Annotated in this window: 16 protein-coding genes; 8 read left to right on the forward strand and 8 right to left on the reverse strand. The window is 72.2% G+C overall.

The features are described from left to right. Positions 1 to 69: 69 nt before the first annotated feature. Positions 70 to 801, forward strand: coding sequence for a class I SAM-dependent methyltransferase (locus tag ACGFH8_RS24865; RefSeq protein ID WP_393371229.1), 732 nt, complete (start codon positions 70 to 72; stop codon positions 799 to 801). A 21-nt stretch (positions 802 to 822) separates the two neighbouring features. Here the strand turns inward: ACGFH8_RS24865 and ACGFH8_RS24870 are convergent, their stop codons facing one another. Beyond that, positions 823 to 2,145 carry an alpha/beta fold hydrolase gene (locus tag ACGFH8_RS24870; RefSeq protein WP_393371232.1) on the reverse strand — a complete coding sequence of 441 codons (1,323 nt, stop codon included), beginning with the start codon at positions 2,143 to 2,145 and terminating at the stop codon, positions 823 to 825. Between the two features lie 193 nt (positions 2,146 to 2,338). On the opposite strand from ACGFH8_RS24870, the gene ACGFH8_RS24875 reads away from it, so the two are divergent. After that, on the forward strand, positions 2,339 to 3,733 hold the full coding sequence (locus ACGFH8_RS24875) for a dihydrolipoyl dehydrogenase family protein (protein ID WP_393371234.1): 1,395 nt from the start codon (positions 2,339 to 2,341) through the stop codon (positions 3,731 to 3,733). Positions 3,734 to 3,765: 32 nt separating this feature from the next. Here the strand turns inward: ACGFH8_RS24875 and ACGFH8_RS24880 are convergent, their stop codons facing one another. Beyond that, positions 3,766 to 4,083: a hypothetical protein gene (locus ACGFH8_RS24880; protein ID WP_393371237.1), complete on the reverse strand. Its 318-nt coding sequence runs from the start codon at positions 4,081 to 4,083 to the stop codon at positions 3,766 to 3,768. After that, complete coding sequence (locus tag ACGFH8_RS24885; protein ID WP_393371240.1) at positions 4,080 to 4,340, reverse strand: hypothetical protein; 261 nt, start codon at positions 4,338 to 4,340, stop codon at positions 4,080 to 4,082. Before ACGFH8_RS24885 ends, ACGFH8_RS24880 begins: the two co-directional genes overlap by 4 nt. 220 nt (positions 4,341 to 4,560) lie before the next feature. Here ACGFH8_RS24885 and ACGFH8_RS24890 point away from each other — a divergent pair, with 220 nt between their 5' ends. Both ACGFH8_RS24890 and ACGFH8_RS24895 read left to right on the forward strand, forming a co-directional pair. Continuing rightward, entirely contained in the window at positions 4,561 to 5,778 is a 1,218-nt protein-coding gene (locus tag ACGFH8_RS24890) for a helix-turn-helix domain-containing protein (protein WP_393371243.1), read from the forward strand. A 9-nt stretch (positions 5,779 to 5,787) separates the two neighbouring features. After that, complete coding sequence (locus ACGFH8_RS24895) at positions 5,788 to 6,324, forward strand: N-acetyltransferase (protein ID WP_393371246.1); 537 nt, start codon at positions 5,788 to 5,790, stop codon at positions 6,322 to 6,324. Positions 6,325 to 6,341: 17 nt separating this feature from the next. Here the strand turns inward: ACGFH8_RS24895 and ACGFH8_RS24900 are convergent, their stop codons facing one another. The 3 genes from ACGFH8_RS24900 to ACGFH8_RS24910 are packed head-to-tail and all read right to left on the reverse strand — an operon-like array spanning position 6,342 to position 8,959. Continuing rightward, positions 6,342 to 7,112 (reverse strand): nucleotidyltransferase domain-containing protein, encoded by a 771-nt coding sequence (locus tag ACGFH8_RS24900; RefSeq protein WP_393371249.1) that lies wholly within the window; start codon positions 7,110 to 7,112, stop codon positions 6,342 to 6,344. Positions 7,113 to 7,148: 36 nt separating this feature from the next. Beyond that, complete coding sequence (locus tag ACGFH8_RS24905; protein ID WP_393371252.1) at positions 7,149 to 8,489, reverse strand: hypothetical protein; 1,341 nt, start codon at positions 8,487 to 8,489, stop codon at positions 7,149 to 7,151. Between the two features lie 5 nt (positions 8,490 to 8,494). Next, complete coding sequence (locus ACGFH8_RS24910; protein WP_393371255.1) at positions 8,495 to 8,959, reverse strand: hypothetical protein; 465 nt, start codon at positions 8,957 to 8,959, stop codon at positions 8,495 to 8,497. Between the two features lie 101 nt (positions 8,960 to 9,060). Between ACGFH8_RS24910 and ACGFH8_RS24915 the strand changes: the two genes are divergently transcribed. Both ACGFH8_RS24915 and ACGFH8_RS24920 read left to right on the forward strand, forming a co-directional pair. Beyond that, positions 9,061 to 9,924 (forward strand): copper resistance protein CopC, encoded by an 864-nt coding sequence (locus ACGFH8_RS24915; protein ID WP_393371257.1) that lies wholly within the window; start codon positions 9,061 to 9,063, stop codon positions 9,922 to 9,924. A gap of 354 nt (positions 9,925 to 10,278) precedes the next feature. Then, positions 10,279 to 12,684 (forward strand): ricin-type beta-trefoil lectin domain protein, encoded by a 2,406-nt coding sequence (locus ACGFH8_RS24920; protein WP_393371260.1) that lies wholly within the window; start codon positions 10,279 to 10,281, stop codon positions 12,682 to 12,684. A gap of 74 nt (positions 12,685 to 12,758) precedes the next feature. Here ACGFH8_RS24920 and ACGFH8_RS24925 read toward each other — a convergent pair whose 3' ends face one another. Both ACGFH8_RS24925 and ACGFH8_RS24930 read right to left on the reverse strand, forming a co-directional pair. After that, positions 12,759 to 13,721: a hypothetical protein gene (locus ACGFH8_RS24925; RefSeq protein WP_393371778.1), complete on the reverse strand. Its 963-nt coding sequence runs from the start codon at positions 13,719 to 13,721 to the stop codon at positions 12,759 to 12,761. A 175-nt stretch (positions 13,722 to 13,896) separates the two neighbouring features. Beyond that, the gene (locus ACGFH8_RS24930) at positions 13,897 to 14,283 is read right to left on the reverse strand and encodes a DUF2267 domain-containing protein (RefSeq protein ID WP_393371262.1); all 387 of its coding nucleotides are present in this window, start codon (positions 14,281 to 14,283) and stop codon (positions 13,897 to 13,899) included. 214 nt (positions 14,284 to 14,497) lie between these two features. Between ACGFH8_RS24930 and ACGFH8_RS24935 the strand changes: the two genes are divergently transcribed. Both ACGFH8_RS24935 and ACGFH8_RS24940 read left to right on the forward strand, forming a co-directional pair. Then, positions 14,498 to 14,830, forward strand: coding sequence for a nuclear transport factor 2 family protein (locus ACGFH8_RS24935; protein ID WP_393371265.1), 333 nt, complete (start codon positions 14,498 to 14,500; stop codon positions 14,828 to 14,830). Positions 14,831 to 14,859: 29 nt separating this feature from the next. Next, positions 14,860 to 15,696: an oxidoreductase gene (locus tag ACGFH8_RS24940; RefSeq protein WP_393371266.1), complete on the forward strand. Its 837-nt coding sequence runs from the start codon at positions 14,860 to 14,862 to the stop codon at positions 15,694 to 15,696. Positions 15,697 to 15,912 lie beyond the last annotated feature (216 nt).

The following is a 15,912-nucleotide window of genomic DNA, read 5'->3' on the forward strand; positions in this document are numbered from 1 at the left end:
CGCCACCGCCCGTGTGAATCGGCCCTCGCCCTCTTGGCCACCGCACGGTCTGCCGGGTTGGATGGGCGCATGGCTCTGATCGCCTACGACAGCGTGGACGCGGCCGCCTTCCACGCGACCCGACACCTGCGGGACGACGATCTCGCGACCTGGCGTACGGCGATCAGCCGGCACTTCGAGGCCCGACCCGGGATGCGCCTGCTCGACCTCGGCTGCGGCACCGGCAGTTGGGCGTACGCGTTCCGCACCTGGTGGCCGGAGATCGGTGTCGTGGCGGTGGACCCCTCGGCGGCCATGCGCGAGCGTGCGGTGTTCCAGCCGGTCGTGCCGGGAGCCGCCGACGACATGCCGCTGCGGGACGGGAGCCTCGACGGGGTCTGGCTCTCCACGGTGATTCACCATGTTGCCGACCTCGCTGCGGCCGCCCGCGAGATCCGGCGGGTGCTGAAACCGGGCGCGCCGGTGCTGATCCGGTCCGCGTTCGCCGGTCGGCACGAGGCGATCAGCCTGTTCCACTGGTTTCCGGAGGCCGTCGCCGTGCTGGACCGGTACCCGAGCATCGCCGACGTCGAGGCCGCGTTCGCCACCGCCGGGTTCACGGTCACGGGCTGCGAACCGGTTCCGCAGGTGACCGCCCCCTCGATAGCCGACGCCGCCGCCGGACTTCGCCGCGAAGCGCACACCCCTCTGCAACTGATCAGCGACGAGGCGTACGCGGCAGGCGTCGCCCGGTTGAACGATGCCGCACGGACGCCGTCCGGCCCGGTCGTCGACGCGCTGGACCTGCTGGTGCTCCGCTGAGCCGCACCCTGACGCCGCGCCTCAGGAGGGAGGTTGGGCGGACCGCGCCAGATAGCTCCGCAGTTCGGCGACCTCCACGGCGGTGAGGACGGGGGTGAAGTCGAGGTGCTCGCTGGGGTGGACGGCGGTGCCGGAGCCGGCCACCGTGACGAACCAGGCGCCCTCGCGGCCGAACCAGTGCGCCTGCCCGGCCGCGCCGAGATCGGCGACGTCCTCCGCGGCGATGGATCCACCGGTCGAGACGACCCGCACCCACTGCCCGTCGCGCCCGTACGGCGGCTGCGGGATCTCCACGTCCAGGTGCTGCTCGGCGATCCGCTCCGTCGGCACGCCGAACAGGCGCGCCGCGCCCTCGCGGGCCACCGTGCGCACCTCCCTCGTGCTGCGCGTGGTGCCGACGTACACCTCTGCTTCGGGTCCTTCGACAAGCACCGCGTAGGAGCGGTCCGGCTCGTGGCGGACCCGTGCCCGGAACCGCACCGGGGCGTCAGGGATCTGGCGACCGCGGTACGCCAGGAAGGCGGTCACCGCCTCGCGGAAACCGTCAGGGTTCTCGACCCAGGGCAGGTGACCGGATCCGGCGAGGCTCACGCGTTGGCTGTCGGTAAACGCCTGGTGCAGCGAGTCGACTGCCCAGCGGGGACGGATGTCCTCGGTGCCGTCGATGATCAGCACGGGCAGGTCGAGCGCACGGCACCGCGCCACCAGACCGTCGTGGCGGAGTTCCTGCTTGACCTCCGCGTTGATGGACTGGTTGCAGTCGTCGTTGATACCCAGCCACGGGGTGGCCATCCGTTCGGCGTGCCGCAGCGCGTCGGCGTGGTCGGCGAAGTCGGCCGACCATTGCAGGACCGCCCGTTCGCGCTCCTCCGCAGGCGTGCGGCTGCGGGCGCCGAGCGTTTCCCACCGGCCCAGATGCTGCCCGAGCCGCAGCCTCAGGTTCCGCTCGTAGTGCGGGTGCCAGCCGCGATCGGGGTCGATGCCGGTCCCGGACACGTAGATCAGATGGCTGACCCGTTCGGGATGTGCGATGGCGTACCGCAGCGCCAGGTGCGCTCCCCACGAGTGGCCGAGCAGGGCCATTCGTGGTCCGACAAGTTGGTCGCGTACCGCGTCGAGGTCGGCCACGAAGCGGCCGACGCGGTAGGGCCCGCGTCGCTGCGAGCGTCCACACCCGCGCTGGTCCCATCGGACGGTGCGGGCCCGGTCGTCGAGCAGCCCGGCGACCGGGCCGAGGTAGTCCCACAGGCCCGGACCACCGTGACAGAGCACAAGCGGCGGCCCGGTGCCGGACTGCTCGGCCCACAGGCGGCAGTTGTCGTCGGTGCGCACGACCAGGCCCATGGGCGACACCCTATGGCGGCCGGCGTGGCTTCCGCTTTCCCGAAGTCGGGTCGACCTGCCCATCGGCACGGGCTGACCTGGGACGGTTCTGCGCGGAACGGGGCCGCCGACCTCCCCGGAACTGGCAGGCTGGGCTGGCCGCCGCGCACCAGCGGTGGCCGCCGGCCCGCCCGGCGACCGAGAGGAGCGCCCGGTGACCGACCAACCGGAGGAGTTCGACCTGCTCGTCGTGGGCGGTGGCAAGGCCGGGAAGACGTTGAGCATGGACGTCGCCCGCTCCGGGCAACGGGTCGCCATGGTCGAACGCGGCATGATCGGCGGCAGTTGCATTAACGTCGCGTGCATCCCGACGAAGGCCCTGGTGACAAGCGCACGGGCGGCACGTCACCTGCGGGACGCGTCCGCGCTCGGCCTGGCGGTCGAGGGCGGCCGGGTCGACGTGGACCTGTTGCGGGCGCACAAGCAGGACGTCGTCGAGGGGATGGTGGCGGCCAACCGCCAGCAGTTCCTCGACTCCGGTCTGCACCTGGTGATCGGCGAGGCCCGTTTCGTCGGCCCCCGGACCGTACGGGTGTCCCTCGCCGACGGCGGTGAGCGGCTGCTGCGCGGCGACGACGTGGTGATCAACACGGGTACGCGTCCGCATCTGCCCTCGGTGCCCGGGATGGCCGAGGCCGGTGTGCTGACAAGCGACGAGCTGCTGCGCCTGGATCGGCTGCCGGCCCGGCTGGTGGTGCTCGGCGGCGGCACCGTCGGGGTGGAGTTCGCGCAGATGTTCGCGTCGTTCGGCAGCGCGGTGACGCTCGTCGAGGGCGGCCCGCGGCTGCTCCCCCGGGAGGATCCCGACATGAGTGACGCGGTGCTGCGCGTGTTCCTCGACGACGGCATCGACGTACGCGTCGGCATCGCCGTCGCCCGGGTCGACCGGGACGTCGACGGCACGCTCCGGGTGACGCTCGACGACGGCAGCCTGGTGACCGGGGATGACGTGCTGGTGGCGGCCGGCCGAGAACCCGTCACCGACGGGCTCGGCCTGGACGTGGCCGGCGTACGCCTCAACGAGCGGGGCTTCGTGCGTGTCGACGAGCACCTGCTCACCAGCGCCGAGCGGACCTGGGCGGCCGGCGACGTCGCCGGCAGCCCGCAGTTCACCCACGTCTCGCTGGACGACTACCGGATCATCCGCGCCAACCTCGCGGGCGGGCAACGCAGCACCACCGACCGGCTGATCCCGTACACCGTCTTCACCACCCCGGAGCTGGCCCGGGTCGGACTCACCGAGACCGAGGCGCGCCGCGCCGGGTACGACATCCAGGTCGCCCGCCTGCCGGTCGCCGCGATCCCCCGGGCACGCACCCTGCGCCAGACCGAGGGCATGTGGAAGGCGGTCATCGACACCACCACCGACCGGATCCTCGGCGCGGCGCTGCTCGGGGCCGAGTCCGGTGAGGTGATCACCTCGGTGCAGCTGGCCATGCTCGCCGGAATGCCGTGGACCGCCCTGCGCGACGCGATCATCACCCACCCGACCATGACCGAGGGTCTCAACCTGCTCTTCGCCTCGCTCAGGTCCCGCCCGGTCCGCTGAGCGCCGCGCCCGTCGTCGAAGGCTCACACAGCTCACCTATCCGGCGGCTCGCCCCTTCGCGCCCAGCCCACGAAACGGTCGAACAACTCGCGCGGGCTGGGTCCGTTCGACGGGCCCAGATGGTGGATGTCCTGGGCGGCCTCGCAGAACATGCTGGCCAGATAGATAGTCAACCCCGAGGGGTTGCCGTCGAACTCGGTCGTGAGCCGCAGCCGCGCCTCGCGGCAGGGCCAATTTTGTCCGTCTGTCCGGCAAGACCACAGGGGGCGCAGCGGGGTGTGCGGCGTTTCGCCGTCCGCCGCCGGACCATCGGCCTGCCGACCGGACGGGGGTACGGGTCGAGCGCTCACCGTTGACCGGCGAGGTTCGCCCGGATGGCCGAGGCGAGCACCTGGTGCTCGAAGCAGGATCCGGTGCCGCAGTCAGGTGGGTCGTGCCGCACGCACGCGTGGCCCTGGACCCACACCCGGCCGCTGATCTCGTCCGGACAAGTGGCCACGACGGTCACCATCTCGTCCCGCCTTGCGGGCGCGGTGGGCTCGGGGAACCACTCTCCGGCCAGCAAGAACAGCTTCGTTCCGGCGGGAACCTCGCTTGATCGGCACATGCGTCCACCCCAAGGGTTGCGCGGTGGCCGACAAGAACAGCACCCCGCCGGCCACCACAACCAGCGGCTACGACAGATCACGCCCCGTCCGGCAGCGATCCGCCGCGCCCATTCGTGCCGACCGAAGATCGGCCGACTTGGGTAGCGTGGCCGCTACGCTGAGCGTTGCGGCAGCCGTGAGCAGTGGGCCCACACTGCAGCACACACGCCGGAGGGCGACATGGACGGTTTCGGCGACACCCTCAGGCAGCGCCGCAAGGCTGCCGGCTGGTCGCTACGGAAGTTCGCCGGGCTGACGGCGTACGACTTCGGCTACCTTGGCCAGATCGAACGCGGCGACCGACCCGCCAACGCCGTGGTGGTGGCCGCCTACGACCGCGCGTTGTCGGCTGGCGGTGCGCTGGAAGAGGAATACGCGACGAGGCCGCCAGCCGACCGGGACATGGGCAGAAGGACGATCCTCCAGGCGATGGGCGCGCTCGCTGCGGCGCCCGCCGTGGATCGGCTCGTCGACTGGGAAAGACTGCGGCAGGGGCTTGGCGCCGCCGCTGGTCTCGACTTCGATGAGTGGACTGAGATCGTCGCAGACTACGGCCACGGCTACTACCGTCGTCCGCACGACGAGCATGTGACCCAACTTGGCCGGGATCTGACCGTGTTGCGGCACCAGATCGCCGCCGATCGTGGACACCGCCGGCCACTGCTGCTCCGCGCCGCTGCCCGCCTGGCGGTCATCGTGGCGCTCCGCCTGAACGCGTCGGGGCAGGCCGTGCTCGCCGGCAGGTGGCGGACGAGCGCGCACCGCTTCGCCGACGCGTCCGGCGACGTGGAGACCCGGGTCCTCACTCGGGCCTGGGACGTGGTGAACGGTTGTTACGACGGTCGGACGCCGGCCAGCGTGGTGGCGCTGGCCGATCAGGTCCTACCACTGATCGACGGCAGGTCTTCGGCAGCCATCTGCGGGCTGCTCGCCGGCCGGGCGCAGGCACTCTCGCTGGCTGGTCGACATGCGGACGCGGTGGCCTCCGTGCGGTCCCTCGCCGAGCAGGTGGACGCTCTGCCCGCCGCCGTCACCGCCGAGGTGGAGTCGCTGTGGGGGTGGCCGGAGCACCGGCTGCGGCATACCGAGTCGTGGGTGTACACCCACGCCGGCGAGCAGCGAGCGGCTGCGGCCGCACAGCAGCGCGCCCTGGAGCTGTACCCGCCGTCGCAGCGTCGGCTACGCACGCAGGTGCAACTGCACCAGGCGGCGGCGTTGTGCCGCAGCGGGTCCATCCCCGACGGGCTGCGCCTCGCGGCGGACCTGCTCGACCACCTACCCGCCGAACAGCACAACGAAATCGTCCGGGCAGTCGCACGACAGGTTGCCGATGCCGTCCCCGACACCGAGCGGCACCGCCCGGTGTACGGCGAGCTGATGGAGCGGGTACGCGTCTAGCATCCGGGCATGGCCCTGACCTACGCGACAAGCCACGGCCACGACGCGGCCCGATTCTTCGGGCCACTTGTCGACCTGTACGAGTGCGTCTACGCCGAGCCGCCGTACGAGGAGGGTCCCGACCAGGTGTCCCGTTTCCGCGACGGGCTGCCCGGCGAGGCCGTCCGGCCCGGTTTCACCCTCGTCACCGTCACCGAGGGCTCCTCCCTGGTCGGCGCGACCTACGGATGGACCATGTCGGCCGGGAACTGGTGGTCGCGAGCCGACGCCGAACCGCCCGCGCGGATCCGTGCGGCGTCGAAGCTGGCGGTCATGGAGTGGATCGTCCACCCGCTGCGCCGTGGCGAGGGAGTCGGCGCGGAGCTGATGCGCCGGCTTCTCACCGGGCGACCGGAGCGGTACGCCACCCTCGCCTCCGACTCCCGCTCCCGGGCACGGGAGATCTACGCGCGCAACGGGTGGCGGCAGGTCGGTCTATCGGTCCTGCCGTGGGGGCCGCCCATGGATCTGCTGGTCCTCGATCTCGGCCCGGAGCCGATCCGCTGACCGCTGCCGGCCCGTGCCTACGTGGCGGCGATCTCGTCGCGTACCCGTTGTTGGAAGGCGCGGGCCTGCGCGCCGGTGGGTGGCGGCCCGCCGTGCCGGGCGGTGATCGCCTGACGGATCACCTCGGCCGGGTCGTCGGCGTCGATCAGCCGCTGGCCGGCCGCGACCTTGGCCAGCCAGACGCCGTCGCGGTGGCGCACCAGAGACCGGCACGCACCGAGGACCGCGTCCTCCGTACCGGGTGCGGGCGTGTCGTCCGGCGGTGTCGGCAGGGACAGCCACCAGGACAGCGCGTGGATGAGCAGGCGGCGCAGGTCGGCGGGGGCGAGGTCGGCGAAGACCTCGTGCGCCGGCGGGCCGAGCAGCGGCAGCCCGCTCTGGTGCAGGATGCTGCGGTCCAGCCCGTACCAGAAGCGGCCGTCGGCGGCCGGCCGGTCGGCGGGGTCGAGGGTGCACCGGAACGGCATGCCGGAGCCGGTGTTCAGCTCGACCTCGAAGCCCGGCTCGGGGTTTCCGGAGGCGGCCACCGCACGCCGGTAGGCGACCAGTTCCAGCCCGCGCGCCGGGCAGGGCAGGGCCTCGTGCCGCAGCCGGGCCACGAGCGCCCGTTTGGCGGCGTCGGTGAGCGGCCCGGCGCTGACCAGCGCCACGTCCACGTCGCTGCGGCCGGCCTGGTACGCGCCGAGCCCCACCGAGCCGGCCGCGTACGCGCCGACCAGGTCGGCCCCGAGCACGTCGCGGGCGGCGGCGACCAGGTCGTCGAGGTAGTGCCGAAGAGCGGAGTCCACGGGCCATCATGACGCACGGGTCGGCGCCGGGCCTGGCTACCCCGCGTAGAGCAGCAGCAGACCGGCGATGGTGTACGCGACCATCAGCGCCAGCAGCGGGAGTTGGCCGGCCACCGCCCGAGCCCGGGGGAACAGGTACAGGGCCCGGTCGTGGGCGAGCAGCGTGCCGACCAGGTGTCCCAGGATGATGACGGTGATCTGGAGGGTGGCCACCCCGGAGGGCGTGACCAGCCCGGTGTGCGGCTCCCAGTCGGCGGTGCCGAGCCAGTTGGCGCCGGTGCCCAGCGGATCGGAGAGCAGCGCGACGGTGCGTTGGCCTTCCAGGATCAGCAGCGAGTAGTAGTGCGCCACCACGTAGCCCACCGCGATCGGCACGATCGAGTGGGCGATCTCGCCCGGCACCGCTCGGGCGTCGGCCGGCTCGGCCCGGCCGACGCGGGCCGCGGCCGCGGTGGCGAGCAGGTACGCCACCGCGACGGCGGCGCTGACCAGGACCAGTCCACCGGTGCCGGTGACCGCCGGGTGCAGGCCGTTCTCCTGGCCGAAGCGCAGCCAGCCCGGCGCGTTGGAGAGGCTGTCGTACATTGTCGAGCCGAGCAGCACGACCACCACGGCGACGAGTCCGGGGCGGGGCCGCAGCCCGGCGATCCCGTCGAGCGGGTTGCGCCAGACCAGCACGCCGTCCGCGGCACGGCCGATCGGGGCGAGCTGACCGACCAGGGCGCCGTACGCCTCGAACGGGTCGGCGCGGTCGAACCAGCCGGCCCCGAACAGCGCCGCCCCGACCAGCATGACCACCGCGTACGTGGCGAGCCAGGCGGTGACGACCGGCAGGGTGGCCCGGTCGGGTGCGACAAGCTCCAGCCAGACGAACCCGAACAGTGTGGCGGCGGCCGGCCACAGGCCCACACCCGACGGCAGCTCATGAACCCCACGCTCCGGGTCGCGGCGCAACGCCAGCGCGGCGAGGAGGTGCACGGTACGCAGCGGGTTGAGCGCCCGCCAGACCGGGCCGAGCAGCAGTGACAGGGGCGCCAGCCCCACCCAGAGCAGCACGTAGAGCGCGCCGGCCGTCGGGTTGTCCGGGGTGTCCGGCCCGCCCAGCAGACCCAGGCAGAACCAGGCGGCGGCGAGCAGGCCGAGCCCGCGCAGCGTCCACCGGAACGTGGGCGCGTCGACGAGCCGGGCGAGCCAGCGGGGCAGCGGGCGTCCACCTGTCGCGTCCCGGTCGAGTCGGGGTTCACGCCAGAGCAGGCCCAGCGCGAGGAACGTGACGACGAGGGTCAGGGCGGCGGCGACGACGAGCTGCGGCAGCGTGATCGGCAGGTCCTGGCGGCCGCCGACGCCGTGCGCCAGCACCGTTGCGGGGGTGGTCATCTCGTTCAGCGGACGACGAGTTGGAACAGCACCAGCTCGGTCTCGTGCGTCTCCACCTCGAACAGACCGGTCTTGTCGGCCCGGAACTCCACCGATCCGGGCGTGCCGGCCGGCAGTCGAGCGCCCAGGTCGTAGCCGTGCACGTGTAGCTCGTCCGACACGTCCGAGGTGACGGTGATCCGGACCAGCTGTCCCTTGGCCACGGTGACCCGTCCGGTCGGCGGACTGATCCGCCGCTTCGCGATCGTCACGACGATCTCGCGGTCCGCCGACGGTGCGCTGGGGGTGGGGCTGGCCGTCGGGCTCGGCGCGGTGGTGGCGGCGCTCGGCGGGGCGGCGGACGTGGCCGGCGCGGAGGGGGTGGCCACGGAGGGGTCGTCGTCGTGCCCACAACCAGCGGCGAGCAGGGCGGTGAGGACGCTTGCGGCGAGGGCGACAGAGGTGCGGGTGGCGGGGGTACGGAGGAACACGGGCGGACTCCGAACGACGCGAGGGGACGGGTGTCGAGTGATCGTCGGGGAGGAGAACTCTACGTCTTGTTCGGCGGAGGGGAAATGACCATGATGAACGGATGCGATCGAGGTTGGTCACTGCGCGTAACGCCCTGAGCCGTACGACGGCGGCGTTGGCCGCGGTGCTTGTGGTGTCGCTGCTGCTGCCCGCCGCTCCGGCGTCCGCGCACGGGCAGTTGGCGACCTCCACCCCGTTGACCGGCACCGTCGTGCGCGAGCCCCTGACCCGGTTGGCCCTGTACTTCACCGAGAAGCCGGCCGCCAACGCGCACTTCGCCGTCAGCGGGCCGAACGGCTCGCGCGTGGACAATGGCTGGTCCTTCGGTGAGCCCAAGCGACTGGACAAGCCGGTCACCGAATACTTCATGGTCAACGGTGTGTTCGAGCCCCGGCTCTACCACGAGGGTTTCCCGGCCATGGTGAGCGTCGCGCACTGGCCGGCGAAGGGTCGCTACACCGCGAGCTACCTGTCCGTCGCCTCGGACGGTGAGGCGGTGCGCGGCACCGTCACCTTCGACTACCAGGGTCCCAGTACGCCGGCGCCGGCCGGTTGGGTGGCGCCCACGGCGGGGCCGGACGCGGCACTGCTCGCCCAGGCCGAGGGCGAGGGCGAGGGGTCGGCGAGCCCCGGGGCGACCGGCGGCCCGGCGGACGCGACCGGCGCCCCGGCGAGCGATCCGGCCGGCGCCGCCGACGAGCAACGGGACGGCGGGTTCCCGTCCTGGCTGGTCCCCGCACTGATCGTCGTCACGGTCGCCGTGCTCGTGCTGGTGGCGGCCCGCCGTCGACCCGCCACACGTGGTGCCACCACGCCGAGGCGTCGGCCCGCCGGCAAGGGCGGCACCCCGACCCGCAAGCCCGCCACCCCGACCCGCGGACCCGGCAATCGGTCCGGCGGCCGGGCCCGACGCGGACGGCGATAGGCCAGCCGGCCAGTGGCGGGCGGTCTGGGGCGCGGGTCAGGCCGGCTGTGGGCCGGCGGCCCGCCTTGTCGAAGGCCGGTGGCCCGCCCGCCGGCGCCGCCCCAGGCACCCGGGCGGATCCGACATTCGTCGCGTAGCAGCGCGAACTTTCGCACGGACATGAGGAACTTTTGATGTATCGACGCGAAGCCATGGACAGCTCTATCGAAGCACCTTAATGTCTCGACCCATCAACCCGGTGTTTCCGCACTGTCACTCGTCGGCGTCGAGGACGTTACGGAGCCGGGCCCGACGGCCATCCTCACCGCTGCCTCGCACCGGCCGTCGGACACTCCACTGCCTCCTGGAGGAACGATGGGCCCACGCCCGCAACGCCGACTCCCCCATCCCGTCCTGGGTGCGCTCGCACTCGTCCTCACCACCGGTCTCTGGGCCGCTCCGGCCAGCGCCGCCCCCGCACAGGAACCGGGTGTCACGCTGCGCGTCTTCGACGTGCAGGTGCCGCTCTCCGAACTCTGCACCCTCAAGCCGGCGCAGACCCCCAACGTGGACAAGCTCATGTCCACGATCAACTGGACCTCGGCGTCCGACTTCGGCTTCGAGGACAACTTCGTCTCGCAGGTGCTCGGCAACATCACCACCACCCAGGCCGGCAGCTACACGTTCCGGCTCAGCAGCGACGACGGATCCAAGCTGGCCATCGACAACACGGTCGTGATCAACCATGACGGCCTGCACGGCGCGACCCCGCCGAAGGAGGGCACCGTCGCCCTCACCGCCGGCCTGCACCCGCTGCGCATCGACCACTTCGAGCGTGGGGGCGGGCAGCAGATCACCCTGGAATGGAAGACACCCGGCTCGTCGTCCTTCGTGGTCGTACCCAACTCGGCCCTGAGCACCGACGCCGGCGTGGTCCGGGTGACCGCGCCGGGCCGCAAGGAGTGTGAGGGCATCGCCGACACCCCCGGCGACGGCCTGCCGCTGACCGGCGTGCACCCCGGCTACACGCTCACCAACCTGCGGCCCAGCGGCTTCCAGCCGAAGGTCACCGGGATGGACTGGCTGGCCGACGGCCGGCTGGTCATCTCGACCTGGGGCGGCACCGACCAGTCCGGCACCTCCCAGGACGGTGAGGTCTGGATCCTCGGCAACACCGGCGGCGCGACCACTCCGGGCGCCGTCACCACCAAGAAGATCGCCAGTGGGCTGAAGGAGCCGCAGGGGCTCAAGGTCGTCGACGGGGTGGTCTACGTCTCGGAGAAGCAGCGGCTGACCCGGCTGGTCAACACCGGCGGCGACGAGGTGGCCGAGCGGCTGGACACCGTCGCCACCTGGCCGTACGGCGGCAACTTCCACGAGTTCGCGTTCGGGCTGCTCTACCAGGACGGGTTCTTCTACCTGAACCTGTCGGTGTCGATCAACTCCGGCGGCGCCACCACGAACCCGCAGCCCGCCGCCAACCGGGGCACCACCCTCAAGGTCAACAAGGACACCGGCGCGGTCAGCTACGTCGCCGGCGGCCTGCGTACGCCGCACGGCATCGGGTGGGGCCCGGAGGGCGGCATCTTCGTCACCGACAACCAGGGCGGCTGGCTGCCCTCGTCGAAGCTGCTGCACGTCAAGCAGGGCCGATTCTTCAACCACTACACGAACCCGGCCGGCCCCTTCGACACCGCCCAGGTGACGTCTCCGGTGCTCTGGATGCCGCAGAACGAGATCGCCAACTCGCCCAGCACGCCGTTCTACCTGACCAGCGGCCGCTACGCGGGCCAGTTCGTCATCGGCGACGTGACGTACGGCGGCCTTCAGCGGGCCAATGTGGAGAAGGTCAACGGCGAGTACCAGGGCGCGCTGTTCCGGCTCACCCAGGGCCTGGAGGCGGGCGTCTCGGAGGTCAACGTCGGCCCGGACGGCGCGATCTACGTCGGCGGGCTCGGCGCGGGCGGCAACTGGGGTCAGACCGGCAAGCTGTCGTACGGCCTGCAGAAGCTCACCCCGACCAGCACCACCACGTTCGAGATGCTCGCCATGCGGGCCACCACCACCGGTTTCGAGGTGGAGTACACCCAGCCCGTCTCGACGGAGACCGCCGCCGAGCTGGCCGCACGTTACAAGATCAAGCAGTGGCGGTACGTGGCGACGTCGAACTACGGCGGACCGAAGATCGACGAGGAGACACTCACCGTCACCTCGGCCACCCTCTCCTCGGACGGGAAGAAGGTGAGCCTCACGGTGCCCGGTCGCAAGGCCGGCCGGGTGGTGCACCTGCGCTCGCCGCGCCCGTTCACCTCCACCAGCGGTCAGTCACTGTGGAGCACCGAGGCGTGGTACACGCTGAACTCCATCCCGGGTAGTCCTCCGCCGCCGACCGGCGGCACCATCACCGGCGCCGGCGGCAAGTGCCTGGACGTCGACAACTCCGGCCTGGCCGACGGCACCAAGATCCAGCTCTACACCTGCAACGGCACCGCGGCGCAGTCCTGGACACGTGTCGACGACACGTACCGGGTGCTCGGCAAGTGCCTGGACGTGGACAACGCCGGCACCGCGAACGGAACGAAGGTCCAGCTCTGGACCTGCAACGGCACCGGCGCACAGGTCTGGCAGCCGCAGTCCGACGGTTCGATCCGCAATCCGCAGTCGGGCAAGATCCTGGAGGCCGCCGGCGGCAGCACCGCCAACGGCACCCAGATCCAGCTCGGCACGTACTCGGGCGGCGCACACCAGAAGTGGGTCGTCGGTAGCGGGGTAACCGGCTGACCTCGGCGAGGGCGTGGCCCGACCGACGGGTCGGGTCACGCCCCGGACGCCCCCGCCCGGAACCGGACCGACGCTCAGCGGAACAGGACCGGCCGGTTCACCCGGGCGCCGACCAACCGACCCCGGACGTTGATGTCCTCGATCACGTCGGTCTCCAGCACGCCCCGCGTGGTCAGGTCGATCAGCACCCCGTCGCGCCAGAGGAACGGTCGCCACTGCGCGGTGGTGGTGCTCTCGCCCACCACGTCGCCCCGGTCGTTGATCGCGGTGGCCCGGCTCCAACCGCCGCCGAGCGTACCCAGGTCGGTGAGCGTCCCGTTCTGCCAGCGGAAGGCCCGCCCGTTGGCCGCGCCCACCACCTGGCCCCGGTTGTTGATCCCGATCGCCTCGCTGCCGATCTGGGTGAGCACACCCCTGTGCAACAAGCCGCCGACGCAGGTGCACGGAGAGTCCCGCGGCGGCACGTTCCACCCGCCCACCACGTCACCGGCGTTGTTGACGTCGGCGGTGTACTCGTAGAAGTACTGCAGACCCAGGTCGGTGACGGAGCCGTTCCGCCACAGGACCCGGTGCGACATCTCGGCCGCGGGATCACTGGTGCCGAGCACCTGTCCCCGGTCGTTGACGCCGATCGCCACGCTGTTCTCCCCGCCCAGGGTGCCCAGGTCGACGAGGTGACCGTTGCGCCAGAGCACGGCGCGGGTCAGGTAGTCGGCGCCGAACGAGGTGATCGCCACGTCGCCGAACTCGTTGACGTCCACGGCCTCGGAATCCGTGTCGCCCGGCAGGACGCCGAGGTCGGTGATGACGCCGTGCCGCCACAGCACGGCGTGCCGGGCGCCGCTGGCGACGGTGCTCCAGCCGACGATGTCACCGTGGTCGTTCATCGCCGTCGCGGCGCCGTCGCCTCCGCTGAGGGTGCCGAGGTCGACGACCCGGTAGGTGCGCGGGGAGGCGGCGGCGGGAGCGGGGGCGACGGTGGTCAGGGCGACGACTGTCGTCGTCGCGATGGTCAACAGGGAACGCGGGGACACCACGGACGTCAAGGGGACGCTCCTCGCATCGGAGCAGCGCATGACCGGCGTGGGAAGCGGCCGGGCAACACCACTGCGCGTTCGATTGGTCACGCACAGTAGAGCTGGCGTCGCCCCCGGCACGCCAGGGACCGAACGGTCATCGATACCTGGGCGTCCGGCGGTACCCCCGCGTCGGTCAGGGGCCGTGCGGCAGTGGCTGCGCCAACGCCCGCAGCTCGGACGGGAGTTGGGCCAGGGCATCCTCGAACTCCCGGTGCCCGACCACCCGGTGCATCGTCTGCAGGACGGCGCGGGTACCCCGCTCGGCGGCGGGCCTGTCGATCCCGGCGCGTTCGGCCACCCGGCGCAGGAACTCGTCGGAGCCGAACGCCTCGGGCGGCTCCGCGGCCTTGACCAGCAGCGGGCTCAACTCCTCGGCCAGGTGCGGGGCCAACGCGCCCGCCTCACCGCCGCTGAGGCGCTCGGTGAGGGTCCGCAGGACAGCCTCGGTCAGCGCGTACGCCTGCTCCGGCGGAATGCCCGCCCGCGCCGCGACCTTGTCGACGAACCTCAGCTCGGCCATGCCCCCGCCCTTCGCTCCGGAAAGGCGTGCCTACCCGGGCCCACCGGTAGCAAACCCGCCCACCGGCCCGGACGGCCACCACGGGGCACGCTCCGGTCGCGCGCCCGGCCGTTCTGTTCGTTGCTCCGCGCGGCGCCGCCCGCTTCTCGTACGGTGAGGTCGGACCGGGAACCCGACGGCTGCCCGACGGCGGCCCGTGTCGCAGGAGGAGCAGATGGCGGTGGACCTGCCCGACGTGATCGACAGGTACTTCCGGGCCGTCAACGACCGGGACCTCGATGCCTTCGTCGCCTGCTTCGCGGACACCGCGAGCGTCGCCGACGAGGACCGGCTCTACGACGGTCGGGCCTCGATCCGCGCCTGGCGGCAGAAGACGATGGATGCCTCCTCGTACACGGCCGAGCCGGTCGGTGTCACCCCGCAGGCCGGCGACTCGTACCTGGTCCGCACCCGGGTGTCCGGCGACTTCCCCGGCAGCCCGATCGACCTGCGCTACCGGTTCACCCTGCGCGACGACCTGGTCGGCGCGCTGGACATCCGCCCCTAGCAGCCGCCCACCCGCCCCGAGGAGACCACGTGCCGCGAGTCTGGCTCATCACCGGTTGTTCCCGGGGTCTCGGTCGGGCGCTCGCCGAGGCCGTGCTGGCCGACGGCGACCACCTGGTCGCCACCGCCCGCAACCCGGCCCAGCTCGACGCCCTGAGCGACAGGTACGGCGAGCGGGTCCGGACGGTGGCCCTCGACGTCACCGACCCCGCCGCCGCGCACACCGTCGCCCGCACCACCGTGGACACTTTCGGCAGCCTCGACATCCTCGTCAACAACGCCGGGTACGCCGACGTCGCCGCGATCGAGGACATGCCGGAGGACAACCTCCGGGCCCAGATCGAGGCCAACTTCTACGGGGTGGTCAACCTCTCCCGCGCGGCCCTGCCGGCGATGCGCGCCCAGGGGCGCGGGCACATCCTCCAGATCTCCAGCGTCGGCAGCCGGGTCGCCAGCACCGGGCTGGGCGCGTACCAGTCCGCCAAGTGGGCGGTCAGCGGCTTCTCCGGGGTGCTCGCCAAGGAGGTCGAGGGTTTCGGGATCCGGGTCACAAGCGTCGAGCCGGGCGCGTTGCGGACCGACTGGGCCGGCTCGTCGATGAGCATGCTGCCGATCAGCGACCCGTACCGGCCGGTCATCGATCCGGCCGTGCAGCGGCTGCGCCAGGCCAGCGGCAACCAGCCGGGCGACCCGGCCCGCGCCGCCCAGGCGATCATCCAGATCACCCGGGTCGACGACCCGCCCCTGCGGCTGCTGCTCGGCGCCGATGCGGTGGCGGGCGCCTCGGCCGCCGCCGAGGCCCTGGCCGCGTCCGACGCGCGCTGGCGCGAGCTGAGCGAGTCCATCGCCTTCGACCCGGCCCCCTGACCGACCCGGCTCCCCCGACCGACCGAGGCGGCCTCCCTGACCGACTCGGCCCCGGCCGACGCGGCCCCCGGACGGCGGTGTGGCCGGCATGACCGCGCGTCGCCGGATCGGCCTCCGAACGGGTGGCACAGCCACCGGGCCAACAGGTGACATGATGTGGCGACAACCAGCTGTCGCTAGGAGAAGGGTTGCTGCTGCCCGATGGCGCACTTCGCG

Source organism: Micromonospora sp. NPDC049175 (assembly GCF_043197345.1).
GTDB lineage: Bacteria > Actinomycetota > Actinomycetes > Mycobacteriales > Micromonosporaceae > Micromonospora.

Coding starts and splice junctions, on each gene's coding strand:
- ACGFH8_RS24895 (WP_393371246.1), top strand. CDS start 5,788: ATGGCCCTGACCTACGCGACAAGCCACGGCCACGACGCGGCCCGATTC.
- ACGFH8_RS24865 (WP_393371229.1), top strand. CDS start 70: ATGGCTCTGATCGCCTACGACAGCGTGGACGCGGCCGCCTTCCACGCG.
- ACGFH8_RS24905 (WP_393371252.1), bottom strand. CDS start 8,489: ATGACCACCCCCGCAACGGTGCTGGCGCACGGCGTCGGCGGCCGCCAG.
- ACGFH8_RS24930 (WP_393371262.1), bottom strand. CDS start 14,283: ATGGCCGAGCTGAGGTTCGTCGACAAGGTCGCGGCGCGGGCGGGCATT.
- ACGFH8_RS24915 (WP_393371257.1), top strand. CDS start 9,061: ATGCGATCGAGGTTGGTCACTGCGCGTAACGCCCTGAGCCGTACGACG.
- ACGFH8_RS24920 (WP_393371260.1), top strand. CDS start 10,279: ATGGGCCCACGCCCGCAACGCCGACTCCCCCATCCCGTCCTGGGTGCG.
- ACGFH8_RS24890 (WP_393371243.1), top strand. CDS start 4,561: ATGGACGGTTTCGGCGACACCCTCAGGCAGCGCCGCAAGGCTGCCGGC.
- ACGFH8_RS24870 (WP_393371232.1), bottom strand. CDS start 2,145: ATGGGCCTGGTCGTGCGCACCGACGACAACTGCCGCCTGTGGGCCGAG.
- ACGFH8_RS24885 (WP_393371240.1), bottom strand. CDS start 4,340: ATGTGCCGATCAAGCGAGGTTCCCGCCGGAACGAAGCTGTTCTTGCTG.
- ACGFH8_RS24935 (WP_393371265.1), top strand. CDS start 14,498: ATGGCGGTGGACCTGCCCGACGTGATCGACAGGTACTTCCGGGCCGTC.